Raw genomic sequence first — 22,196 nt, forward strand, 5'->3', positions numbered from 1 at the left:
AGCCCGGCCATGCCCGACCAGAAGATCGAAGCCTACACCGACCCGGCCGGCGGATGGGGGTCGGCCCGCTCCCTCGTCGATATCCTGACCCGCGAGGAGATCCCGGCCTCCGGCGCGGCGATGCTGATGAAGCAGAACAAGCCGGGCGGCTACATGTGCGTGTCCTGCGCATGGTCGAAGCCGGCCAAGCCCTCGACCTTCGAGTATTGCGAGAACGGCGCCAAGGCGACCGCCTGGGAGCAGACCCGCAAGCGGATCGGACCGGACTTCTTCGAGCGCTACTCGGTCACCGAGCTGCTGAGCTGGCCGGATTACGATCTCGAGGAGAAGGGCCGCATCACCCATCCGCTGCGCTACGACGCGCAGCGCGACCGCTACCTTCCGGTCTCCTGGGAGCAGGCTTTCGAGGAAATCGGTCGCGAGCTGAAGGCGCTGCGGGAGGAAGACCCCAAGGCGGCGGTGTTCTACTCCTCGGGCCGGGCTTCGCTGGAGACGAGCTACATGTACGCGCTGTTCGCGCGCATGTACGGCAACAACAACCTGCCCGACTCCTCAAACATGTGCCACGAATCGACCTCGAAGGCGCTGCCGCAATCGATCGGCGTGCCGGTCGGGACGACGGTGCTGGAGGATTTCGAGGCGACCGACCTGATCCTGTTCTTCGGCCAGAATGTCGGCTCGAACTCGCCGCGGATGCTGCACCCGCTGCAGGATGCCCGGCGCCGGGGCGTTCCGATCATCACCTTCAATCCGCTGCGCGAGCGGGGCTTGGAGCGCTTCACCAACCCGCAATCGCCGATCGAGATGCTGACGCATGCCTCGACGCAGATTTCGACCCAGTACCATCAGGTCAAGGCGGGCGGCGACATCGCGGCGATCGCCGGGATCTGCAAGGCGCTGTTCGCGATGGATCGGCAGGCGCAGGAGGAAGGGCGCCCGCGCATCCTCGATATCGATTTCATCGAAGAGCACACCCACGGGTTCGAAGAGTTCGAGGAATTCTGCGACCGGCTCGAATGGCCGGCGCTGGAAGCCAAGTCCGGCCTGAAGCGCGAGGGGATGGAGGCGGCCGCCGCCGTCTATGCCCGCGCGCGGGCGGTGATCGGCATCTACGGCATGGGCCTGACCCAGCATCGCCGCGGCACCGAGACCGTGCAGATGTTCGTCAATCTGCTGCTTCTGCGCGGCAATATCGGTCGTCCCGGCGCCGGCATCTGCCCGGTGCGCGGCCATTCCAACGTGCAGGGCCAGCGCACGGTCGGCATCGCCGACGAGCCCGAACTGGTGCCCCTCGACAAGCTCAAGGAGATGTACGACTTCGAGCCTCCGCGCGAGAAGGGGATGAACACGATCGAGACCTGCGAGGGTGTCCTCTCCGGCAAGGTGAAGGCCTTCGTCGGGCTGGGAGGCAACTTCGTCCGCGCCGTTCCCGACACGCAACGGATGGAAGAGGCGTGGCGGGGGCTGCGCCTGACCGTGCAGGTCTCGACCAAGCTCAATCGCTCGCATCTCGTCCATGGCGAGATCGCCTACATCCTTCCCTGCCTCGGCCGGATCGAGATCGACGAGCAGGCGAGCGGCCCGCAGGCGGTGTCGATGGAGGATTCGACCTCCTGCTTCCACGGCTCAAGGGGCGTTGCGTCGCCGGTCAGCGACCACGTGCGCTCCGAGCCCTGGATCGTGGCGCAGCTCGCCAAGGCGACGCTGGCACCCAACCCCAAGGTCGATTGGGACGCCTGGGTCGGCGACTATGCCAAGGTGCGCGACGCCATCGAGGCGACTTACCCGGAAAAATTCAAGGACTTCAACGCGCGCCTGTTCGAGCCCGGCGGACTGCACAAGCCGCTCGCCGCCCGCGAGCGGAAGTGGGAGACCCCGACCGGCAAGGCCAACTTCGTCGTGCCGCCGGACGGACTCGATATGGACCCGGACATGAAGAGCGACCGCCGCGACGTGCTCGACCTCATCACGCTCCGCTCGAACGATCAGTTCAACACCACGATCTACGGCTATCACGACCGCTTCCGCGGTGTGAAAGGCACCCGGCAGGTGCTGTTCATGAACGAGAACGACATCGAGCGCCTTCAACTCGCCGACGGCGAGACCGTCGACGTCGTCACGGAGGCCGCCGATGAGTTCGCCCGCGAGGTGAAGGGCCTGCGAATCGTCAAGTACGACATCCCCGAGGGCAACTGCGCCGGCTACTACCCGGAGCTGAACGTGCTGATCCCACTCTGGCACCACGACGCGCAGGCCAAGGTTCCGGCGGCCAAGGCGATTCCCGTGCGGATCGCCAAGGCGGCGGAACTGGCCGTGAGGGATTGAGCGCGCGCCCGTCAGGATCCCGCTGGCGGCGGGCCGAACGACGAGAGGCCGGATTGCACGATGTGCAAATCATCACTTGTACACCGTGCAAACCTGACGCACTCTGGGGGCGTGACGACGCGATCACGCCACCGGAGTGATGCCATGTTGACGCTGTTGCGAACCCTCGCCCGCGGGGCCGCCGCCCAGGCCCGCGAGGACGCCTACGACCGCCACGCCCTACTCGTGCTCGATCAGCAGATCCGCGAGACGGCGGCCGATCTGGAGCGCGGCCGGCGGACGCTGGCCGCAGCCATGGCCGGGGACGGCGCCGAGGCGCGACGGCTGGCGGAGGTCGAGGCCCGCGCAGCCGATCTGGAGACCCGTGCCGTAGCCGCCCTCTCGGCGGGCCGCGAGGATCTGGCCCGCGAGGCGGCCGAAGCCATCGCGAACCTCGAGGCCGAGCGGGATGCGCTGTGCCGGTCGCGGGCGACCTTCGCCGCCGAGGTGGCACGCATGCGCGCGGTGCTCGCCGACGCCACCCGGCGCCAGGCCGCCCTGGAGCGCGGGCGCCGGGTCGCGGCGGCCGCGGAAGCGGTCCGGCGCCTCCGCCGGACGCCGACGGTGAGCGGAGGGGCGAGCCTGCGAGAGGCAGAGGCCACGCTGACACGCCTCCAGCGAATCCAGGCGGAGGCGGTGGAGGCCGACGATGCCCTCACCGCGATCGAGACGCCCGAGGCAACAATCGCCGAGCGCCTCGAGAGCGAGGGCTTCGGGCCCCGGACGCGTCCCTGCTCCGACGACGTGATGGCACGCATGCGAAGCCGCGCCGAGGCGGCCCGCGCCGGCTGCGTCTGATCCCGCTCTTCAGCCCCCCGATCGAGAACCCTGACCATGCCCCAAGAGAACGCGCAGCATAGCGGCAGCTGGGTCGTCTTCACCCAAGCGTCCTTCGTCGCCTCCGCCGCCCTCGTCGGCTTCGGCATCCTGTTCATGCCCCTCGACCTGTGGATGAAGGGCTACCTCGCCATGGGAACGGTGATGCTCGTCCAGTCCTGCATCACCGTCACGAAGACCCTCCGCGACGTCCACGAGGCGCGCCGCATGGTCAACCGCATTGAGGATGCCCGCACCGAGCGCCTGCTGATGTCGGTCGGCAAGGAGTGACGAAAGTCGCCTGCCGGCGGAGACTCGACGCGCGCCCGCGACGGTCCATATTCCGTCGCATGGACAGTTCGGACGGAGCTCACGCGCGACGGCAGGCGATCATTGATCGGCTGCTCCGCGATGCCCTGCGCCCGGCGGGTGGGATCGTGCTGCCGAGTCACGACGCCCTGCCAGCCGATATCCGCATGACCGTCGATCGCCTGCTCGCCAAAGCGGATGCGGAACGCCGCCGATCGCTCACCTACGACGATCTCGAGGAGGCGCTGCCGCCGCGGGACGTGACTGCGGACGACCTGGAGGCGATCTTCTGGGTGCTGGCCGAGTATGGCATCGAGCTTGACGAGGGGGAGTAGACCCTCTCTCCCGTGCCGTGCGAGGTCCTGGCGACGGAGAATCGTGGCGGGGCGGTTCGGCTTTCCCGCGCCGACAGCGGGCGTCTACGCAGGTGTCGGGGTGGCGCCGCCTCGCATCACGGCCGATCGGAGCCGCTCACGCAGCTTGTAAGCTCTTCGCCGAGACGTCTCAGTATTCGGGGGCCTGAGCGGGATCGCCGACAATGTTCTCGGATTCTTGAGCCGAAGCGACGAGCTGCCAGGATCGGTCTGCGGAGGGCCGCTCCGGCCGGCAGCCCTTGCAAATCGAGTGTGTGGCCCAGTCCGCACGATCATCGAGCCGTTTGTAGAGCGCTTCCATCCGCGCTTGTGCCTGGGCACGCTCGGCTTCGCCGGACACATGCGCCCTGACTTCGGGCGGGGGCTGTTCGCAGAGTGCCTGCGTCGAAGCCGCGGTCGGCTGCCGAGGCGGTTTGTTGGCCTGTGCATCGGCTCCACTCGTCCAGAGCAGTGCTGCCGACATCAGTAAGGCAATGATTGTCTTCATATCGACACTGCAGGCATGGAAATATACTGTTATTACACATAGATTGGAAAACAGGTCGTTAATTGCGGGGCGCTCATCGGCGATGGTCCGGTATCGTCGAGGCTGATCAGGCGCGCCGCTGGCCTGCCGGGGCCGTTCCTGCCGGAGCCGGCCGTCTGAACTCTTCAGGGAGGCCGCTCCTCTGAACTCGGCGGCCGTCCGGCTCGATCATCTCCGGTCGAGCGCTGTCCTGACAGGAGGCAGAAGCAGGAAATATTGACGAACGCACTCGTGCGGATCAACCTCATCGGGCAGTCCCGGAGGCTTCGGCGCTCACGCATGCACGAGAGGTTGGTCGACCGGTGGCATCGGGAGAATAAGGCGGCCCATCGGCCGCCGTCGGCGTTGCATCAATGCGTGACGGGAGCGGTCAGGGGCGGACTACTCGGGATCGTCCTGCTTGCCGCGCTGTTCCTAGTCGGCTGGGTCGGTCTGCTCTGAAACGCGGGCGCCCTCGCGCGCCGATGCCGAGATGCCTCGCAAAACCCCGATCGCGGATCGCTTTCTCTTCGGGCGGTGCGGCGTCGGTCTCGTGCGCGAGGGAAAAGGGCCGTACCGCGACCTGAGCCGAGCCCGGCGTCCCGACTCGATCCGGCGGGGGGGCGGTTCAGCCCTCCGCCCCCTGCAGCAGCCGTGCCGCCGCGGCGCGGGCCTCGTCGGTGACCGTGGCGCCGGCGAGCATCCGCGCGATCTCCTCGCGGCGCGCATCCGCCGCGAGGCCGACGACACGGGTGGTCACCCGATCGGCACTCTTTTCCGCGCCTTTGGCCGTCTTCCCCTTCACGCTGTCCTTGGCGATTCGGAAATGGGTCGAGGCGCGGGCGGCGACCTGCGGCGCGTGTGTGACCGCCACGACCTGCACCTGCTCCGAGAGCCGGCCGAGCCGCGCGCCGATGGCATCGGCCACGGCGCCGCCGAGTCCGGTGTCGATCTCGTCGAAGATCAGCGTCGGCGCCGAGCCCTTGCCGGCCAGCACCACCTTGAGCGCCAGCATGAAGCGGGACAGCTCGCCGCCCGAGGCAACCTTCATCATCGGGCCGGCGCGGGTCCCGGGATTGGTCTGCGCCCAGAACTCGATCCGCTCCGTGCCCGCCGCGTCGCGGGAGGCTTCATCCACGGTGATCTGCGTGATGAAGCGGGCGCCCTCCAGCTTCAGCGGCGGAAGCTCGGCCTGCACGGCCGCGTCCAGGGCCTTCGCGGCCTTGCGCCGACCGTCGCCGAGCTTCTTCGCGGCCTGGGCATAAGCGGCCTCCGCCGCCTCCAATTCGGCCTCGAGGCCCGCGAGCGCCTGCTCGCCGGCATCGAGAGCGGCGACGTCCGCGTCGTAGCGACCGCGCAGATCGGCGAGGTCGTCGGCCGGGACGCCGTATTTTCGCGAGGCGGCGCGCAGGGCGAACAGGCGCTCCTCGACCCGCTCCAGCTCGCGCGGGTCGAACTCGGCGGCGAGCACCGCGGCGTCAAGGGCGGCGCGCGCCTCGTCGAGGGCCACCAGCGCGGCGTCGAGGGCCGCGATACTCGGATCGACCAGCGTCGGCACCGTCGCGCTGCGCCGCTCCAGGCGGCGCACGGCGGAGGAGAGATGCGGCACGAGAGAGCCGGAGCCGCCGACGAGGTCGAGCGCCTCGTTGAGCTCGCGCGCGACCTTCTCGCCCTGCTGCATCACCGTGCGGCGCTCGGCGAGCGTGGCTTCCTCGCCGGGCTGCGGATCGAGGCTCCCGAGTTCCTCCACCGCGTGGCGCAGGAAGTCGGCTTCCTTCTGCGCCGCCTCGACCCGAGCGCGCTGCTCGGACAGGGTCGAACGGGCGGTGCGCACGCGTTTGGCCGCGGCGGCGACCTGGTTGAGCGGTCCCTGCAACCCGCCGAAGGCATCGAGGATGATGCGGTGTGTGGTGGGATCGGCGAGTGCCCGGTCGTCGTGCTGCCCGTGGATCTCGACGAGCGCCGTGCCGATCGCCCGCATCGTCTGCACGCCGACCGGCTGGTCGTTGACGAAGGCACGGGTACGCCCGTCGGCGAACTGCGTGCGGCGCAGGATCAGGTCGCCGTCGGTGTCGATCTCGGCCGCCGCTGCGACGGCCCGGGCGGGGTGGTCCATGGGCACGTCGAACACCGCGGTGACGCCGCCCTGCGCCTCGCCCTGCCGCACGAGCCCGCCATCGCCGCGCCCGCCCAGCGCCAGGGCGAAGGCGTCGAGCAGAATCGACTTGCCCGCGCCGGTCTCGCCCGTGAGGACGGTGAGTCCAGCGGAGAAGGTCAACTCGAGCTTGTCGATCAGAACGATGTCGCGGATTGCGAGCTGGACGAGCATGAAGCGGCGCCAGAGCCCCTTATTGAATTGTGCGTGGGTTTAGCCGTAAGCGGAGACGACTTCACCCGGAAAGTGCTGCGAGATCGGCGACGACGATCGGCCGCGCGATGGTCGCAAACCAGGCCGTTTCCCTCATCGGGTGAAGCGTGACTGGGAGCCGGACCATGCGGATCGTTGCGGTGAGTCGGGTGCTCGATGAGGTCGATATCATCGAGGCCTTCATCCGGCATGCCGCCGCCTTCGTCGATCATCACATCATCCTCGACAATGGAAGCCGCGATGGGACCATCGAGGTCGTCAAACGTCTCGCCGAGGAAGGCTTGTCTCTGACGGTCTACCAATCGCCGTCGATCTGCTTCTCGGAGCGGGACATGAACAACTGGCTCTACAACGAGGCTGTCGACCGGCACGATGCGGATTGGGTCGCCTGTCTCGACAGCGACGAGTTCTACGACGAGCGCGAGTTGTCGGGCGGATTGCGGCGCTACCTCCAGGGACTGGAGACTTCCGGTGAGACCGTCGTCGCCGTCCGGATACCCTGGGCGCATTACAACTACAGGACCGACGACGACGCGACCGAGAATCTCGTGCCGCGCCGCATCACCCACCGCACGGAGATCGTCGCCGAAGGCAAGGTGATCGCGAGCTGGCGGCTCGGAAAGGAGAAGGGGCTCGTGCTGGAAGGGCAGCACGACGTGTCCCTTCCGGAAGGAAGCCAAGGCACGGTCGTCACCGAGCAGCGGCTTCGGATCGCGCATTTCTCCGTCAGAAATGCTGCCCAGTACGTCACGAAAGTCGTGCGAGGATGGGCGAAGATCCTGACGGCAGGTCAGGCTTGCCTGGATCGAGGCTTCTCGAGCCATTATCGCGGGCCGTTCGAGCTACTGAGGGATCACCCCGAACGATTGCTGAGGTCCGATTGGATCATCGAGCAGGAGAACGAGGATCGCTGCGTCATCCACGACCCGATCGATTACCGCGGCGGACCCCTCCGCTACACGCCACCGAACGACCCTGAGATGCAGTCGGTCCGGGCGCTCATCGGTTTCCTGTCGGAGGTCTGCACCCGCTACGGCGAGCTGACCGACGCGCTGCCCGTGGCGAGGGCCTATTCAGAGCGGATCGAGCGGCGGATCGACCGGATCGTCTGAAGCACGCGCGCCTGGGCCGCGCCGAGCCCGATTGGGCGGGGGTGGTGTTGGCTCCGCCTGGGACGCTGAGGTTGCTGTTCATCCGGCGCCGTCATCGCGAGCCTTCGCGACGCACGCCGTGGCCCAATATCTCCGGACGGCTCGCGCCCGGGATCGCGTCGGGTCCGCCCTGCAGGGGCACCGGAGCGGCGTAAACGAGAACAGCGCCCCGGATCTCGGATCCGGGACGCTGTTCGTATGCGTCGTCTTTGTCGCGCAAGCGCCGTGAGGAGGCCCTACTCCGCGGCGGCGGTCCGCCCGATCACGCCGCGATAGATCTTGCTGATCCAGGAGGATTTTTCCTCGCGCGGCTCCAGGCCGCCGGTCTGCAGGAGCTTGTAGGCATCCTGATACCAGGGGCTGTCGGGGAAGTTGTGGCCGAGTACGGCCGCGGCGGTCTGCGCCTCGCCGGTGATGCCGAGCGCCATGTAGGCCTCGACCAGACGCTCCAGCGCCTCCTCGGCGTGGCGGGTCGTCTGGTACTTGCTGACCACGTCGCGGAAGCGGTTGATCGCCGCCGGGAAGGCGCGCTTCTCAAGGTAGAAGCGGCCGACTTCCATCTCCTTGCCGGCGAGCTGATCGCGGGTGATCTGGATCTTGGCCTTGGCGTCGGCGGCGTATTCGGAGGTCGGGTACTTCTGCACCAGCTCCTGGAGAGCGACGAGGGCGCGCTCGGAGCGCTCCTGATCGCGGGTCACGTCCGGGATCTGCTTATATTGCGACATCGCCATCAGGTACTGGGCGTAGGCCGCGTCCTTGCTCGCCGGATGGCGCTGCAGGTAGCGCTTGGAGGCGGTGATGGCATCGTCGTACTTCGCGCCCTCGTAGTTCGCGTAGGCCGTCATCAGCAGGCCTTTCCGCGACCAGTCGGAATAGGTGTACTGCTTGTCGAGCTGCTCGAACTGCTTGGCGGCGTTCTCGTAATCCTTGTCCTCCATCTTCGCCAAGCCGTCGCTGTAGAGCTTGTCCGCCGGCGTGTCCGGAACGGCCTCTGGCTTGTACTTCTCGGCGAAGAGATTGGTCGGGTCGAGGGCGTCGCAGCCGCCGAGCCCGAGGCCGAGGCTGAGAAGCACGGCCGCCATCGCGCCACGGGTCGGGAAGGTCAGAGGCATCGCGGTCAAATTCCCTGTCAGGTCCGGCCGCCTCGAGGCGGCACGCGACCTACGCGCAGGCTTTCACGGGTGGAGGCCGATTCGGGCGTCAAAACGGCAGGGCGGCAGGAACTGTTAACGGATTCCGCCCGGAGCGTGGATCGAGGACCGATGTGGCGCAGCGGTTACAGTTCCGCGGCGAAGGCGGCGATGCCGAGGCCGAACTCGGCGCGGGCCGGTTCGCGGCGGCTGCCCTGGCCCTCGACGATGGCGTAGTTCGCGCGGTCGGCGAACAGGGCTTCGAGGATGCCGACATTCATGCGGTGGCCACCGCAATAGGAGCGGTAGGCGCCCTGGATCGGCAGGCCGGCCAGAGCGAGATCACCGACCGCGTCGAGGAACTTGTGGCGGACGAACTCGTCCGCGAAGCGCAGGCCTTCCGGGTTGACGACGGCGGTTTCGCCGACGGCGACCGTGTTGTCGAGGGAGGCGCCGAGCGCGAAGCCCGCTTTCCAGTAGCGCTCCACGTCCTTCATCATGCCGAAGGTGCGGGCGGGGGCGATCTCGCGGCGGTAGGCGGCCGGGGTCAGGTCCATCGCCTTGCGCGAGCGGCCGATCACCGGGGATTCGAAATCGATCTCCACGTCGAGGCGGAATCCGCGGTCGATCGGGCGGAGTTCGGCGAAGGCGCGGCCGGCCTCGATGCGGACCGGCTGAAGCACCTTGATCCAGCGGCGCGCCGCGCCGCAGGAGGCGAGGCCGACGCTGTCGATGGCGGTGACGAAGGGGCGGGCGCTGCCGTCGAGGATCGGCATCTCGGGGCCGTCGATCTCGATCAGCGCGTTGTCGACACCGAGGCCGTAGAGGGCCGACATCAGGTGTTCGATGGTGGCGACGGCGCCGGTCTCGACGTCACCGATGACGGTGCACAGCTCGGTGGCGGAGACGCAGGCGAAGTGGGCCTTGATGAGCCGGTCGTTGCCGGTGGTGGTGCCCGTTCGGAGGAAAGCGATACCGTGGTTGGCTTTGGCGGGGTGGATCGTGATCTCTGCCGGGTTTCCGGAGTGGACTCCGATTCCGGTGAGGGTCACGGACGTTTTGAGCGTTGTTTGTTGGTTCGTCCGCATACCTTAGCCCTCGGCCAGGATCCTTCCCGCGCAGGCCCGATCCGGGGCGCGGTATGGGAAAGTCCGTCCGCTGCTTGAAGCCTCTGCGAGCGCTGCCGGTCGGTCGACCATCCGCGCCTTCTGTCGTTCCGGCATGGTGTATAGCTGTGGCAAACAGGGCGGCCAAATCACGGATTCTTACGTTCTGTTACAGCCACGGTTTCGCCACGATCTTTGAAAAGCATTTTGTGTTCAATGTCTTAACAAGCAACTAAACCCGGGATCTTGCGATCCCGGGTCTGTTGCCGAAACACCTCACTGTAGGCCGAAGGGGGCATGGTTTCCCCCATCAATCCACAGCTGATGCGCCTCTTGGTTCGGTGGTCAGTTGGCTTGGCGGCGGAGGAAGGCGGGAATCTCGAGCTGGTCGTCTTCCATCATCCGCGGCGGCAGGGCGCGGCCCTGCGGGTCGAGGTTGCCCTGCGCGGGGCGGTATTGCGGCGCCTGGGGTGCCGGCGCCCGCAGAGCGGGCTCGACGCGCGGCGCAGCGACCGGAGCCGGCGCCGCGGCGCGGGCGGGCTGAGCCGGGGCGGGCTCGGCCTCCTCGCGGCGACCGCCGAAGCCGACGGTGGCGAGGCGGCGCAGCAGGGTCATGCGCTTGGAGTCCTGGCTCGGCTCCGGCTGGGGCTCCTCACCGCGGCTCTTGAGGATCTGCGCCTGGGTGTGGGGCGGCAGGTCCGAGATCTGCGGCATGCGCGGCGGGCGGGCGAGCTGCGGGCGCGGCGGCACGTAGGGACCGTTCGCGACCGCCGCGGGCTCCTGCGCCTGGGCGGGGGCCGGCGGCTCGTAGGCCGGGACGGCGGCGCGGGCCGGCGCCTGGGTTAGCACGACGTCGTGGTGGTGCAGGGCCGGGGCGGGCTCGGCGCGCATCGGCTCGGGCGCGACCGGCTCGGACAGCATCGCCCGCGGGCCGGCGTTCGGGGCGAGCAGCGGCTCGGGGCCCGAGGCCCGATGCGTCGGCTGATGGGCCGCCTGCTGCACCGGCTGATGCGTCGAGGCGGGGCTCAGCGCCGCGGAAGCGCGGGCGCGGGCCTCGGAGCGCAGGCGCTCGGCGACCTCGGCGATCCGCTGCTCGGTCTGGGCGATCTCCGGGTTGTTCGGGGAATCGGCCGAGATCAGCGCCGGCTCGATGCCGGTGGCGACCACCGAGACGCGGATGATGCCGTCGAGGCTCTCGTCGAAGGTCGCGCCGAGGATGATGTTGGCGTCCGAATCGACCTCCTCGCGGATGCGGGTGGCGGCCTCGTCGAGCTCGTAGAGGGTGAGGTCGGAGCCGCCGGTGATCGAGATCAGCAGGCCGCGGGCACCCTTCATCGACACGTCGTCGAGGAGCGGGTTGGCGATGGCCGCTTCCGCCGCGCGGTTGGCGCGGTTCTCGCCGGAGGCCTCGCCGGTGCCCATCATCGCCTTGCCCATGCCGCGCATGATCGCGCGCACGTCGGCGAAGTCGAGGTTGATCAGGCCTTCCTTGACCATCAGGTCGGTGATGCAGGCCACGCCCGAGTAGAGCACCTGGTCGGCCATGGCGAAGGCGTCGGCGAAGGTGGTCTTCTCGTTGGCGACCCGGAACAGGTTCTGGTTCGGGATGACGATCAGGGTGTCGACCGCCGCCTGAAGCTCCTGGATGCCGGCCTCGGCCGTGCGCATCCGGCGCATGCCCTCGAACTGGAACGGCTTCGTGACGACGCCGACCGTGAGGATGCCCATGTCACGCGCCGCGCGGGCGATGACCGGGGCCGCGCCGGTGCCGGTGCCGCCGCCCATGCCGGCGGTGATGAAGGCCATGTGCGCGCCCGAGAGCTGGTCGCGGATCTCGTCGATGACTTCCTCGGCCGCCGCCGAGCCGACCTCCGGGTGCGAGCCGGCGCCGAGCCCTTGCGTCACGCCGATGCCCATCTGGATCACCCGCTCGGCCTTCGAGGAGGTGAGCGCCTGGGCATCGGTGTTGGCGACGACGAACTCGCAGCCGAGCAGACCCGACTCGATCATGTTGTTGACGGCATTGCCGCCCGCGCCGCCGACGCCGAACACGGTGATGCGGGGCTTGAGTTCCCGGATGTCCGGAGCCTGAAGAGAGATGGCCATGTGGTCGAACCCTTCGTGACTTTCGATTGCCTGAACGACGTCTTGCGACGCCTGCCCTGTTTTGCTTGTCCCGCGCTGGCCTCGCGGCGGCGCGGGGTCGTCTTCAGAAACTTTCCCGGATCCAGCGACCGACCCGCGAGAAGTAGCCGTCCGTTCCCGTGCCGGCGAAGGCGCCCTGCCCCCGCGGCTCGAAATGCTCCGCATGCGCCACCTGCGGGTAGACCAGCAGGCCGACCGAGGCCGAGAAGGCGGGCCCCTTGGCGGCTTCCGGCAGGCCGCGGATGCCGAGCGGGCGCCCGATCCGGACCTGTCCCTGGAGGATGCGTCGGGCCGTCTCCGGCAGGCCGACGAGCTGGCTGGCGCCGCCCGTGAGGACCACCCGGCGCCCGGCCTGGGCGCCGAAACCGGCCCCACGCAGGCGGTCGCGCACGAGTTCGAGCACTTCCTCGACCCGCGGCTTGACGATGCGCACGAGCTGCGAGCGGGGCACGTGGCCGGGTGCCTCGCCCTCGTCCTCGCCGACGCCGTGCACGGCAATCATGTCCCGCTCGTCGGAAGCCGTGGCAATGGCCGAGCCGTAGAGCGTCTTCAGTCGCTCGGCGACGGAGACGCGGGTCGAGAGGCCGCGGGCGATGTCCATGGTGACGTGGTGGCCGCCGACCGCGACCGCGTCGCAATGGACGAGGTGCCCGCCCATGAACACGCCGACGCTCGTGGTGCCGCCGCCCATGTCGACGACGGCGCAGCCGAGTTCGGCCTCGTCGTCCACCAAGGCCGAGAGGCCGGCGGCGTAGGGAGTGGCGATCACCGCGTCGACGCCGAGATGACAGTGCTCGACCGCCAGCATCAGGTTGCGGGCGGCGGCGGCCTCCGCCGTGACGACGTGGAGATCGACGCCGAGGGCGCTGCCGATCATGCCCGACGGGTCGATCACCGCGCCCTGGCCGTCCAGCGCGTAGCCGGTCGGCAGGGCGTGGAGCACGGCCCGGCCGGGGCTGACGCCGTGGGCGCTCGCGGTTTCCAGAACCCGCTCCACGTCGGAGCCGGTGACGGTGCCGGAGCGGACGTTTACCCGCGCCTCGAAATGCTGCGAGGCGATGCGCCCGCCGGAAATGTTGACGATGACCGATTGGACCTCGGCCTTGGCCATCCGCTCGGCGGCGTGGACCGCCTGACGGATCGCGCCCTCGGCCGCTTCGAGATCGACGATGGCGCCGCCCTTGAGGCCGAGCGAGCGCTGGTGGCCGATGCCGATGATGCGGGCCAGATGCGTGCGCCCGCGCAGGGTCGACATCGCCTCGGCCGGCTGCAGCTCGGCGATGAGGCAGACGACCTTGCTGGTGCCGATGTCGAGAACCGACATCGTCGCGCTCCGACGGGCGGAGAGCGGCTTCAGGCGCGGCGTGAGGCCGTGGTGAGTCTGCATCGGACGCTACTCGACGGATACGCGAGAGGACACGGAGGAGAGTTCGTTCGAGAGGGCGGCGCTCATGTCGCGGTCCCCTTCTTCGGCTTCTTGCGGCTCTCGGCCCGGGCGGCCGCGGCCTCCTCGGTCAGGCGCACCACGACGCGATCGGCCATGCGCAGATCGACCGCGATGATGTCCTTCTCCAGAATCCTGCTCTCCCGCTCCAGGCGGACGAGGCGGGCCAGCGCCTCGGCGGGAGCGGCTTCGGGCAGGCGGATGTCGACGCCGTCGAGCTTGAGCGTCCAGCGTCGGCCGGAGACGTAGGTGCCGGCGCGGATGCGCGAGCCCAGCGGGCCGGCCGCCTCGATCAGGTCGAGATATTCCTTGAGGCGCTCGTTGGCGCCCGCACCCACCACGAGGGGCAGGTTGACGTAGCGCTCGTCGCGCAGATCGTCGATCACCTTGCCGTCGGCGGCGATCACCTGGATCTCGCCGTTCTGCTGCCACAGGGCGGCGGGCTCCCGCTCGACCTGGTTGATGACGATCTCGTTCGGGTACAGCTTGCGCACGGAGGCGCTGGCGATCAGCTTCTCGGCGAGCAGGCGGTCGCGCACCCCGTCGACGTCGAGGAACGGCACCGAGGAGCGCCAGTCGATGCCGGCGGTGCTCAGCACCTCGCGCTCGTACATCCGCGACAGGCCGGTGATGGTCACCCGCTCGACGCCGAAACCGGCGATCCGGGCGAGGATGTCGAGCGGACGGCCGTTCTCGGCGACGAAGGCGTCGTAGCGCCCGCTCATGACGAAGCCGGTCAGCGCGACGCCGCCGGCGAGGCCCGCGACCAGCGCGGTGCCCGCGAGCCGCGGCACGCGCGCCTCGATCGGCACCGCCGGCCGCAGCCGGCGCGCCGACGAGAACCGCCTGAGGATCCTCGGGAGCCGCAGGCCCGCGAGGAATCCGCCGCTGCCGGAGGTACCGGCAGCGTTCAGCGGTTGAGAGAAGCGTCCTCCACCATCCATCGGACGAGTTCACCGAAACTCAGGCCTGCATGGGCCGCGATCTCCGGCACAAGGCTCGTCTGGGTCATCCCTGGCTGCGTGTTGACCTCGAGGACGACGAGGGCGCCGGTTCCTCCCGGCGTGTCGTCGTAACGAAGGTCGGCACGGCTGACGCCACGGCATCCCAGTGCTTGATGCGCCGTTAACGCCAACTCTTGGACACGCTGGTAAACATTTAGTTTAAGATCCGCGGGAAGGACGTGAATCGACCCCCCGCCAGCGTACTTCGCATCGAAGTCGTACCACTCCCCAGAGACCGGCTTGATCTCGGTCACGCCGAGGGCCCGGTCGCCCAGCACGGCACAGGTCAGCTCGCGGCCGGCAACGTAAGTCTCTGCAAGGACTTCCTCGCCGTAGACCCACTCGTCGGAAGCCAGGATTTGGGGCGGATGGGAGCGCTCCTCGCGCACGATGATCACCCCCATGGAGGAGCCCTCGGCGATCGGCTTCACGACATAGGGAGGGGTTAACGGGTGTGACTTCGCCGCATCATGACGGTTAACGACCCGGCCCTCCGGAACGCTGACTCCGGCCGCGCGCATGACCGTTTTGGCACGCTCCTTGTGCATGGCGAGCGCCGAGGCCAGCACCCCGGAATGGGTGTAGGGGATCTTCAGGATCTCCAGGAGGCCCTGAATCGTGCCGTCCTCGCCCGCCGGTCCGTGCAGCGCGTTGAGCGCCGCGTCGGGCTTCAGGTCGGTCAGCACCGATGCGATGTCGGGCCCGACATCGACGCGGGTGACGCGGTACCCCTCCCCTTCCAGCGCCGCGGCGCAGGCATTGCCGGAGCGGAGCGAGATCTCCCGCTCGGAGGACCAGCCGCCCATCAGGACGGCGACGTGCTTGGACATCGGTTTCGAGCCTTTCAGGGCTGGTTCGGCGCCTCCGGCGCCCGATGGTGCGGGGGAAGCGGGATCAAGCCTCGTTGCCGAGGAGCCGGGTGCCGCGCATGGCGACGCCGCCCTCGACGGTGATGGCGTGGCGTCGCAGCCCGGCGAAGAAGCGCGCGAAATCCGGGCGGCGAAAGGTGATGCGGCCGGGGCCGCCGTCCGGCGAGATCGCGTCGAACAGGACGACCGAGGGTTCAGGCGATGCGTCCGCGTAGTCGAGGCAGAGCCAGAGGTCGGAGCCGTGGCTGCTGAGCGGGATCATGCGGTCGATCCCTGGTAGGGCGGCGCGCCAGGATTCCTCCTCGCCGCCGACGTCGATGCCGTCGGCGATCGTGCCGAGCGTCTTCAGCCGTTCCAGGGAACTCAGGCCGAAGCCGGGCAGCACCGTGCGCCAGATTTCGTCGGCCTCGCGCAAGGCCGCGTCGCCCTCGAACACGAAGGGCGCATCGGGCGTGTCCGTGGCGAGGAAGAAGTCCGTCGTCCCACCGTTCCGCCGCCGGTAGAGCGCCCGGAGCGATTCGGGCAGCGTCACGCCAAGGCGGGATTCGGCCGCGCCGATCGCCGCCTCGGCCTCGCCGGCCCAGTCCGCGGCCGGCGTATCCGCCTCGAAGAACGTGGCGTGGGTCGGGGCTTCGGAGTCGATGACGAGGCGGGGCTCCGACGGAGGGACGGTATCCCGCAGGGCAACGAACCGATCGGTCAGGCGGGCATGCGCCGCCTCGCAGCGACGCCGCAGCGCCGCGTAGGCCTCCTCCGACAGGTATGCGCCGGGCTTCGCGCCGTCCCACTCGCGATTGAGCCGGTCGCGCAGGCGCAGGATGTCGCCGCCCGCGCGGGCCTTATCGGCCCCGGCGGCGACCTCTTCGACGAGTTTGCCGAGTTCTGCCGCCAGGGCCGTGGGGTCGGTCGTGGCCATGGGCGATCCCTCCTCCGATCTCGACGGGTGCGCTCCGTCAGGCGGGCGAGGCCTCGACGCCGATGCGCTTGATCTCCCAGTGCAGCTCGAAGCCCGAATGTTCGCGCACCCGGCGGCGCACCTCCTCGCCGAGTCCCTCGATATCGGCGGCGGTGGCGCCGCCGCGGTTGATCAGGAAGTTGCAGTGCATCTCCGAGACCTGGGCCCCGCCGCGGATCAGGCCGCGGCAACCGGCGGCGTCGATGAGCTGCCAGGCCTTGCCGCCCTCGGGGTTCTTGAAGGTCGAACCTCCTGTGCGCTCGCGGATCGGCTGAGCCGCCTCGCGGGCGGCGGTGACCCGCTCCATCTCCGCCTCGATCGCTTCGCGGTCGCCGGGACGTCCCCGAAACAGGGCGCTCGTGAAGATCACGTCCTCGGGTGCCGAGGAGTGGCGGTAGCGAAAGCCCATCTCGGCATGGGTGAAGCTGCGGACCTCGCCCTTGCGGTCGATGCCGCGGGCCTGGATCAGCACGTCGGTGGTCTCGCCGCCATGGGCGCCGGCATTCATCCGAAGCGCACCGCCGATCGAGCCGGGAATGCCGCGGAAGAAGGCCAGTCCGTCGAGACCGGCCTCCGCCGCCGCCTTGGCCAGCCGCATGTCCGGCACGGCGGTGCCGGCGCGGAGGGTGTCGCCGTCGATCTCGACCGAGCCGAACGCCTTGCCGCCGAGCCGGATCGTCACGCCCGGAATGCCGCCGTCACGCACGATCAGGTTCGAGCCGAGCCCGATCACGGTCACCGGCACGGACGGATCGAGGGCGGCGAGAAAGACGGAAAGGTCCTCCTCGTCGGCCGGGCTGAACAGCACCTGCGCCGGCCCGCCGACGCGGAACCATGTGAGGTCGCTGAGCGACTGGTCTTCGAGCAGGCGACCGCGGAGGTTGGGCGCGGCGGCGCGGATTTTTTCGATCAGATCGGGAAAGGCGGTCATCCAGGGTCTCCCCCTCTCCCCGCACGCGGGGAGAGGGCTTCGGCGACCTCGTCGTCGCCGAAGCGAGGCGGCAGCCGAGGGTGAGGGGGCGAATCCGGAGGAGGCTCGCGCGTCGAGGCCTCCTCACCTTCGCCCTGCGGGCTCGTCGCGCCGACGACCCAAGTCGGGCTTGCCCGATTTGGGCAACCTAGATCGGAACTCGGGTAAACCCGATGTCCGAGGTCGTCGCGACCCTCTCCCCGCGTGCGGGGAGAGGGGGGAAGCGCGGCAAGGATCGTGTCTAATACGCCGATGACGTTGTTCGAAACCTCCGCGTTCAAGAATCGAAGAACGCGATAGCCTTGCTCGATTAGCCAGGCATCTCGAACCGCGTCGTAACCGCTCTCCGCATGCTGGCTGCCGTCGCGTTCGATGATCAGCCTCGCCTCGCGGCAGCAGACATCCGCCACGTAGGGGTCGACGCTCTCCTGTCGCACGAACTTAAACCCGGCGAGACGACGGTCGCGCAAACGATACCAGAGGCGGCGCTCGGCCTCCGTCTGCTCATGCCGCAGCCGCTTTCGAAACTGCCTCCGCTCGTCGTCCGCGGAGCGCATGCCTCACCCCTGCAAAGCCGCCAGCTCCCCCGGCAGTGCGTAGGCCCACTGCGTGATCGTTCCGGCGCCGAGACACACCACGTAGTCGTTCGGCCCGGCGCGGCCGGCAACCAGTCGGGCAAGATCCTCGGGCCGCTCCAGGGCGACGGCATCGCGGTGGCCGCGGGCCTTCAGGCCGGCGATCAGCGAGTCGCGGTCGATGCCCTCGATCGGCGCCTCGCCCGCGGCGTAGACCGGCGCGACGATCACCGTGTCGGCATCGTTGAAGCAGGTGCAGAAATCCTCGAACAGCGACTGAAGCCGGGTGTAGCGGTGCGGCTGCACCACCGCGATCACCTTGCCGGCGGTGGAGGAGCGGGCGGCGCGCAGCACCGCGGCGATCTCCACCGGGTGGTGGCCGTAATCGTCGAAGATCGCCGCGCCGTTCCACTCGCCGGTGCGGGTGAAGCGGCGCTTGACGCCGCCGAAGCCCGAGAGCGCCTTCCGGATCGCGTCCTCGGAAACGCCGAGCTCGTGGGCCACCGCCAGCGCGGCCGTGGCGTTGAGCGCGTTGTGGCGGCCCGGCATCGGCAGGACGAGATCCTGCATCTCCAAGCGGAAACCCGGGCGGCGGTCGCGGATCATCACGCGGAAGCGGCTCTGGCCGCCCTTCAGGTCGATGTCGAGCAATCGCACGTCGGCCTGCGGGTTCTCGCCGTAGGTGATGATGCGCCGGTCCTCGATATGGCCGACCAGATCCTGGACGATCGGGTGATCGATGCACATCACCGCGAAACCGTAGAACGGGATGTTGTCGATGAAGCGCCGGAAGGCGTCCTTGATCGCGTCGAACGAGCCGAAATGATCGAGATGCTCGGGGTCGATGTTGGTGACGATGGCGACATCCGCCGGCAGCTTGAGGAAGGTGCCGTCGGATTCATCGGCTTCGACCACCATCCAGTCGCCGGCGCCCATGCGGGCATTCGTGCCGTAGGCGTTGATGATGCCGCCATTGATGACGGTGGGGTCGAGGTTGCCGGCGTCGAGGAGCGTCGCGACGAGCGAGGTCGTCGTCGTCTTGCCGTGGGTGCCGGCCACCGCGACGCAGGACTTGAAGCGCATCAGCTCGGCCAGCATCTCGGCCCGGCGCACCACCGGCAGGCGGCGCTCGCGGGCCTCGACCAGCTCCGGATTGTCGCGGCGGATCGCGGTTGAGACGACGACGAGGGCCGCGTTCTCGACGTTCTCGGCCCGGTGGCCGACGAAGGTGCGGATGCCGTTCTCGGAGAGTCGGCGGACGTTGGCGTTGTCGTTCGCGTCCGAGCCCTGCACCGTGTAGCCGAGATTGGCCATCACCTCGGCGATGCCGGACATGCCGATGCCGCCGATGCCGATGAAGTGGATGGGGCCGAGCTTTTCGGGCAGCTTCATATCGAAAACCTTTTGAGTCCGGGGCTCTGACGAGTCTCGGCTGTCTCGTATCGAACCCCGACGATCCTGAATCGCCGAAGCCCGCCCCGCGCCTGCGGGGCGGCGGTCGTCCGCCGGGCGCGGCAAGCCTTTCGGACTTGCCGCCTTTATGAAGTCGCGGTCGCGGTCTCGACGACGAGGGCGGCGAGGCGGTCGGCCGCGTCGAGGATGCGGGCGGTTTTGGCCGCAGCGGCGGCCTGGGTCAATTTCCGCGGCGCCTCGAACAGGTCCACGAGTTCGGCGGCGAGCCGGTCGGGGGTGAAGGCGCTTTGCGGGATCGACAGCGCGGCGCCGATCTGCGCCAGGGTCGCGGCGTTGGCCGCCTGATCCTGATCGAGCGCGCCGGGCAGCGGCACGAGGATGGCGGGCCGGCCGATGGCGGCGAGTTCCGAGACCGTCGAGGCGCCGGAGCGCGCCACCACGAGGTGGGCGGCGGCCATGCGGCCGGGCAGATCCTTGAAGAAGGGCGCCGCCTCGATGCCGCCGAGCCCCATGGCAAGGTAGCGGTTCTGCGTCGCCGTCAGGTCCTCGGGCCGCGCCTGCTGCACGAGGTGAAGCCGAGCGCGCAGGTCTTCGGGCAGTTTCTCGATCGCCGTCGGCACCACTTCGCTCATCACGCGGGCACCCTGGCTGCCGCCGAAGACGAGGAGGCGCAGGGGCGAATCCGCGTCGAGAACCGGATAGGGCGTCTCGGCCACCGCCAGCACCGCCGGGCGGATCGGGTTGCCGGTATGGACGCGGCGTGCCGTCGCCTTCTCGGGGACGCCGCGAACCTCCTTGAAGCCGGTGGCGATGACTCGCGCGCCCTTGGCGAGGAAGCCGTTGGCCCGACCCATCACCGCATTCTGCTCGTGCAGGATGGTGGGCACCCGGAGCAATTGCGCAGCCAGCATCGGCGGCACGGTCGGGTAGCCGCCGAAGCCGACGACGGCGGCCGGATTCAGGCGACGCACCGCGCGGGCGGCCTGTCCGAACCCCCGCCCGAGCGTGAACACGGCGCCGGCCCGGCGCAGGGCCGAGCGGCCGGACGGCGTCGCCGAGGCGATGGTGACGATCTCTTCCGCCGGGAAATCGCCGGCGATGGAATCGACGCGGGCATCGGTGGCGAGCGCCACCCGGATCCCGCGTTCCTTCAGCGCGTAGGCGAGGCTTTGGGCCGGAAACAGGTGGCCGCCGGTGCCGCCGGCGCAGACGAGGACGAGAGGCGTGAAAACGGTCATGAGGGTTGTCCTCGACGCTGACGCCTCGGGGACGGTCCGCCGCACAAGTGGCGGCGCGCCTTCGCGCTCGCCGGCGGCATTCGCCAGGAAGACTCCATGATTGTTACCGCCGGGGTCACTGCATCAGCCCCGGAACGGCCGAGGGCATGGTACCGGGCGGGCGCTGGTTCACCGTCGTGGTGCGCGGGCGCTTGCGGGTGAGCGCCACGAGGAAGCCCATTCCCAGTGCCAGCGAGATCAGCGAGGAGCCGCCGTAGGAGACGAACGGCAGGGTCATGCCCTTGGCCGGCATGAGCTGCGTGTTCACCGCCATGTTGATGCAGGCCTGGAGGCCGAAGAGCGTGGTCAGACCGGTGATGGCGAGCCTCGTGAAGGTATCGTCGGTGCGGCGCGCGAGCTTCAGCCCGCGGATGACGATGTAGGCGAAGAGCGCGACGAGGCCCAGGCAGACCAACACGCCGAATTCCTCTCCGGTCACCGAGAAGATGAAGTCGGTATGCGCGTCGGGCAGGTGGCGCTTGGCCACGCCCTCGCCGGGGCCGGTGCCGAACCAGCCGCCGGAATTGAACGATTCCCGCGACCAGACCTCCTGGAAGCTGTCGCCGGACTCGGGATCCATGAAGCGGTTGATGCGCTCGCGGACGTGGTGGAGGAAGGTGTAGGCCGTGAACACGCCGATCATGCCGGCGAAGCCGAGGCCCGCCACCCAGAACCAGTGCAGGCCGGCGACGAAGAACAGGGTGCACCACACCATCGTGATCAGCATGGTCTGCCCGAAATCGGGCTGGAGGATCAGCGGCACGATGGTCAGCGGCAGGAGCAGGAAGGCGAGGGTGACGCCGGGCATGTCGCGGCGGTTGGCGCCCTCCGAGAAGGCCCAGGCGGTGACGACGACGAAGGCGGGCTTCACGAATTCCGACGGCTGGAGGCCGAAGGAGCCGAACTGGATCCAGCGGTGCGCGCCCTTGATCTCGGGCCCGAACTTGCCGGCGAGCACGCAGAGCACCACGCCGAGCATCCACGTCACCAGCGCGAAGCGGCGGATGTGGCGCACCGAGAGGAACGAGACCGCAATGATGAGCAGGATCGTCGGGGCGAGGTACATCGCCTGACGGTTCAGAAAGTAGAAGGTCGGCAGGCCGATGCGCTCGGCCACCGGCGGGCCGCCGCCCATCAGGAAGACGAGTCCGGCCACCATCAGGCAGCCGAGGCCCGCGAGGAGGCCGCGATCGACCGTCCACCACCAATCCGCGAGGGGACTGCGTTCGGCGCGCGACATCATGGCGAGGGCTCGTCTCCAGCCGGCCGGTCCCGCGACAGGACGCGGGCGGTCCGCCGTGATCGTGGAACGTAAGGGTTAATGGGGGGTTGCCGCGACGGATCAGAACTGCGTCGAGGCGCTCCGATCGCCCGTCAGCCATGCACGGCAAAGGATGGCTGCGGCTTTGCGTGCATCGTGC

General features: G+C 68.9%; 19 protein-coding genes. 5 read left to right on the top strand and 14 right to left on the bottom strand.

The features are described 5' to 3' along the window. Positions 1-9 precede the first annotated feature (9 nt). From HNR01_RS02790 to HNR01_RS28125, 4 genes are all read left to right on the top strand, one after another. On the top strand, positions 10-2,325 hold the full coding sequence (locus tag HNR01_RS02790) for an FdhF/YdeP family oxidoreductase (RefSeq protein ID WP_183666504.1): 2,316 nt from the start codon (positions 10-12) through the stop codon (positions 2,323-2,325). Positions 2,326-2,469: 144 nt separating this feature from the next. Continuing rightward, positions 2,470-3,162: a PspA/IM30 family protein gene (locus HNR01_RS02795; RefSeq protein ID WP_017486210.1), complete on the top strand. Its 693-nt coding sequence runs from the start codon at positions 2,470-2,472 to the stop codon at positions 3,160-3,162. Positions 3,163-3,198: 36 nt separating this feature from the next. After that, complete coding sequence (locus tag HNR01_RS02800; RefSeq protein WP_017486209.1) at positions 3,199-3,471, top strand: YiaA/YiaB family inner membrane protein; 273 nt, start codon at positions 3,199-3,201, stop codon at positions 3,469-3,471. Between the two features lie 59 nt (positions 3,472-3,530). Further along, positions 3,531-3,824, top strand: a complete 294-nt coding sequence (locus tag HNR01_RS28125) for an RNA polymerase sigma factor region1.1 domain-containing protein (RefSeq protein WP_017486208.1) — start codon at positions 3,531-3,533, stop codon at positions 3,822-3,824. Positions 3,825-3,993: 169 nt separating this feature from the next. Here HNR01_RS28125 and HNR01_RS02810 read toward each other — a convergent pair whose 3' ends face one another. Beyond that, complete coding sequence (locus HNR01_RS02810; RefSeq protein ID WP_026105789.1) at positions 3,994-4,350, bottom strand: hypothetical protein; 357 nt, start codon at positions 4,348-4,350, stop codon at positions 3,994-3,996. A 646-nt stretch (positions 4,351-4,996) separates the two neighbouring features. Continuing rightward, the gene (gene recN / locus HNR01_RS02815) at positions 4,997-6,697 is read right to left on the bottom strand and encodes a DNA repair protein RecN (protein ID WP_183666505.1); all 1,701 of its coding nucleotides are present in this window, start codon (positions 6,695-6,697) and stop codon (positions 4,997-4,999) included. Between the two features lie 164 nt (positions 6,698-6,861). On the opposite strand from recN, the gene HNR01_RS02820 reads away from it, so the two are divergent. After that, positions 6,862-7,848, top strand: a complete 987-nt coding sequence (locus HNR01_RS02820) for a glycosyltransferase family 2 protein (RefSeq protein ID WP_183666507.1) — start codon at positions 6,862-6,864, stop codon at positions 7,846-7,848. Positions 7,849-8,123: 275 nt separating this feature from the next. Here the strand turns inward: HNR01_RS02820 and HNR01_RS02825 are convergent, their stop codons facing one another. The 12 genes from HNR01_RS02825 to HNR01_RS02880 all read right to left on the bottom strand — a co-directional run bounded on the left by HNR01_RS02825 (position 8,124) and on the right by HNR01_RS02880 (position 22,018). Then, the gene (locus HNR01_RS02825) at positions 8,124-8,999 is read right to left on the bottom strand and encodes an outer membrane protein assembly factor BamD (protein WP_017486203.1); all 876 of its coding nucleotides are present in this window, start codon (positions 8,997-8,999) and stop codon (positions 8,124-8,126) included. Positions 9,000-9,163: 164 nt separating this feature from the next. Continuing rightward, complete coding sequence (gene lpxC / locus HNR01_RS02830; RefSeq protein ID WP_026105787.1) at positions 9,164-10,105, bottom strand: UDP-3-O-acyl-N-acetylglucosamine deacetylase; 942 nt, start codon at positions 10,103-10,105, stop codon at positions 9,164-9,166. A 363-nt stretch (positions 10,106-10,468) separates the two neighbouring features. Next, on the bottom strand, positions 10,469-12,229 hold the full coding sequence (gene ftsZ / locus HNR01_RS02835; protein WP_183666509.1) for a cell division protein FtsZ: 1,761 nt from the start codon (positions 12,227-12,229) through the stop codon (positions 10,469-10,471). A 103-nt stretch (positions 12,230-12,332) separates the two neighbouring features. Continuing rightward, positions 12,333-13,655 (bottom strand): cell division protein FtsA, encoded by a 1,323-nt coding sequence (gene ftsA, locus HNR01_RS02840; protein WP_017486200.1) that lies wholly within the window; start codon positions 13,653-13,655, stop codon positions 12,333-12,335. Positions 13,656-13,717: 62 nt separating this feature from the next. Beyond that, a complete protein-coding gene (locus HNR01_RS02845; RefSeq protein WP_183666511.1) occupies positions 13,718-14,656 on the bottom strand; it encodes a cell division protein FtsQ/DivIB in 939 nt (312 codons plus the stop codon). Next, a complete protein-coding gene (locus HNR01_RS02850; protein WP_183666513.1) occupies positions 14,623-15,546 on the bottom strand; it encodes a D-alanine--D-alanine ligase in 924 nt (307 codons plus the stop codon). The genes HNR01_RS02845 and HNR01_RS02850 overlap by 34 nt, the downstream gene beginning before the upstream one ends. A 64-nt stretch (positions 15,547-15,610) precedes the next feature. Continuing rightward, positions 15,611-16,501 carry an SMI1/KNR4 family protein gene (locus tag HNR01_RS02855; RefSeq protein WP_183666515.1) on the bottom strand — a complete coding sequence of 297 codons (891 nt, stop codon included), beginning with the start codon at positions 16,499-16,501 and terminating at the stop codon, positions 15,611-15,613. A gap of 37 nt (positions 16,502-16,538) precedes the next feature. Further along, entirely contained in the window at positions 16,539-17,471 is a 933-nt protein-coding gene (gene murB, locus HNR01_RS02860; protein ID WP_153873750.1) for a UDP-N-acetylmuramate dehydrogenase, read from the bottom strand. Further along, on the bottom strand, positions 17,468-18,067 hold the full coding sequence (locus HNR01_RS02865; RefSeq protein WP_183666517.1) for an endonuclease domain-containing protein: 600 nt from the start codon (positions 18,065-18,067) through the stop codon (positions 17,468-17,470). Before HNR01_RS02865 ends, murB begins: the two co-directional genes overlap by 4 nt. A 3-nt stretch (positions 18,068-18,070) precedes the next feature. After that, entirely contained in the window at positions 18,071-19,477 is a 1,407-nt protein-coding gene (gene murC, locus HNR01_RS02870) for a UDP-N-acetylmuramate--L-alanine ligase (RefSeq protein WP_183666519.1), read from the bottom strand. 146 nt (positions 19,478-19,623) lie between these two features. Then, complete coding sequence (gene murG, locus HNR01_RS02875) at positions 19,624-20,736, bottom strand: undecaprenyldiphospho-muramoylpentapeptide beta-N-acetylglucosaminyltransferase (RefSeq protein ID WP_183666521.1); 1,113 nt, start codon at positions 20,734-20,736, stop codon at positions 19,624-19,626. Between the two features lie 115 nt (positions 20,737-20,851). Then, positions 20,852-22,018, bottom strand: coding sequence for an FtsW/RodA/SpoVE family cell cycle protein (locus HNR01_RS02880; RefSeq protein WP_153873746.1), 1,167 nt, complete (start codon positions 22,016-22,018; stop codon positions 20,852-20,854). Between the last annotated feature and the right edge of the window lie 178 nt (positions 22,019-22,196).

The organism is Methylorubrum rhodesianum (genome assembly GCF_014199985.1).
Classification (GTDB): domain Bacteria; phylum Pseudomonadota; class Alphaproteobacteria; order Rhizobiales; family Beijerinckiaceae; genus Methylobacterium; species Methylobacterium rhodesianum.

Bases quoted from the DNA above. Each gene is read 5' to 3' on its own strand.
- HNR01_RS02825 (WP_017486203.1), bottom strand. From the start codon at position 8,999: ATGCCTCTGACCTTCCCGACCCGTGGCGCGATGGCGGCCGTGCTTCTC.
- HNR01_RS02845 (WP_183666511.1), bottom strand. From the start codon at position 14,656: ATGGATGGTGGAGGACGCTTCTCTCAACCGCTGAACGCTGCCGGTACC.
- HNR01_RS02855 (WP_183666515.1), bottom strand. From the start codon at position 16,501: ATGGCCACGACCGACCCCACGGCCCTGGCGGCAGAACTCGGCAAACTC.
- HNR01_RS02850 (WP_183666513.1), bottom strand. From the start codon at position 15,546: ATGTCCAAGCACGTCGCCGTCCTGATGGGCGGCTGGTCCTCCGAGCGG.
- recN (WP_183666505.1), bottom strand. From the start codon at position 6,697: ATGCTCGTCCAGCTCGCAATCCGCGACATCGTTCTGATCGACAAGCTC.
- murG (WP_183666521.1), bottom strand. From the start codon at position 20,736: ATGACCGTTTTCACGCCTCTCGTCCTCGTCTGCGCCGGCGGCACCGGC.
- HNR01_RS02790 (WP_183666504.1), top strand. From the start codon at position 10: ATGCCCGACCAGAAGATCGAAGCCTACACCGACCCGGCCGGCGGATGG.
- ftsA (WP_017486200.1), bottom strand. From the start codon at position 13,655: ATGCAGACTCACCACGGCCTCACGCCGCGCCTGAAGCCGCTCTCCGCC.
- HNR01_RS02820 (WP_183666507.1), top strand. From the start codon at position 6,862: ATGCGGATCGTTGCGGTGAGTCGGGTGCTCGATGAGGTCGATATCATC.
- HNR01_RS02795 (WP_017486210.1), top strand. From the start codon at position 2,470: ATGTTGACGCTGTTGCGAACCCTCGCCCGCGGGGCCGCCGCCCAGGCC.
- HNR01_RS02810 (WP_026105789.1), bottom strand. From the start codon at position 4,350: ATGAAGACAATCATTGCCTTACTGATGTCGGCAGCACTGCTCTGGACG.
- HNR01_RS02800 (WP_017486209.1), top strand. From the start codon at position 3,199: ATGCCCCAAGAGAACGCGCAGCATAGCGGCAGCTGGGTCGTCTTCACC.
- lpxC (WP_026105787.1), bottom strand. From the start codon at position 10,105: ATGCGGACGAACCAACAAACAACGCTCAAAACGTCCGTGACCCTCACC.
- ftsZ (WP_183666509.1), bottom strand. From the start codon at position 12,229: ATGGCCATCTCTCTTCAGGCTCCGGACATCCGGGAACTCAAGCCCCGC.
- murC (WP_183666519.1), bottom strand. From the start codon at position 19,477: ATGAAGCTGCCCGAAAAGCTCGGCCCCATCCACTTCATCGGCATCGGC.
- murB (WP_153873750.1), bottom strand. From the start codon at position 17,471: ATGACCGCCTTTCCCGATCTGATCGAAAAAATCCGCGCCGCCGCGCCC.
- HNR01_RS02865 (WP_183666517.1), bottom strand. From the start codon at position 18,067: ATGCGCTCCGCGGACGACGAGCGGAGGCAGTTTCGAAAGCGGCTGCGG.
- HNR01_RS28125 (WP_017486208.1), top strand. From the start codon at position 3,531: ATGGACAGTTCGGACGGAGCTCACGCGCGACGGCAGGCGATCATTGAT.
- HNR01_RS02880 (WP_153873746.1), bottom strand. From the start codon at position 22,018: ATGATGTCGCGCGCCGAACGCAGTCCCCTCGCGGATTGGTGGTGGACG.